General features: G+C 33.4%; 1 pseudogene. It reads right to left on the reverse strand.

The features are described from left to right. Positions 1-510: pseudogene (locus OZD68_RS00155) on the reverse strand (hypothetical protein); the annotation flags it as partial. Positions 511-977 lie beyond the last annotated feature (467 nt).

The following is a 977-nucleotide window of genomic DNA, read 5'->3' on the forward strand; positions in this document are numbered from 1 at the left end:
CTGATTGAAACTTAAATCGCGTGCAAAAATCTTCTTGATTAACTCCTTAAGCTTGTCACGCATAAATTTAATTATCGAAAGAAGCCAATTTTTTTCTTTCTCCTCCTTGAGCATTTGGTAGATTTTCGTATCATCTACATCTACTTCAAAAAGGGTAAAGAGAGATTCAAAGAAATTCCAGAAATCTCCGAGTACTCTTCCTTTTTCACCAGTGAAGTAATCCTCATAATCACCTTCTCCGATATGTAGCTCTGCTTGAGATGATATTTCATCGATACAACTAGAAGCCTGACGCTCACACTCGAGCCTCCTGAGCAAATCTTGTCTGGTGAGCTCCTCTATGGCTGCTTTTAGTTCATTTAGCTTCTGCTCTGCAGAGAAATCTTGCTCCCTGATTTTTCCTTGGAAGATCGAGCTACCGTTTCCGTTATTATCTGAAAAATTTTCCATTATTTTTGCCTCCTCAATAAAATTACTGCCTTTGTTGTTACCTGAAAGGCTTTCCACCATTTTTACTTCCTTCATAAAACTTAATAATTTAATTCTACAGTACTAAATATTTAAGAACTATTAATGTAAAGATGTCAATAAAGTTATTTACATTTTTACACTATATATATATTATATCATGTGCTATTTAACCTCTCAATAATATTTTTTATTTTTACTGCTTCTTCAAACTCTAGCATGCACTTTTCTTAAATTATCCTTATTAATATTTGCTTTTGCCTCTATCCCACTTTTTCTTGTAAAGTATTTGATATAGATTTTATTATACTCTTTGGCATAACATTTGCAACATACTTTATCTATAAATGGAAATTATTATACTTGCAGCTAGACACAATTTGAAATAATTTACACTATAAAGTTAAGGAACGAGATCCCAGTGTCACGCACTGGGATGACAGCCATACGCGTCAAGTTAAGAGATTGTGAGCAAATTTAGAGAGGTTAAAGTGGATACTCTAGCCCTT

This window comes from Wolbachia endosymbiont of Drosophila bicornuta (assembly GCF_028982105.1).
GTDB lineage: Bacteria > Pseudomonadota > Alphaproteobacteria > Rickettsiales > Anaplasmataceae > Wolbachia > Wolbachia pipientis.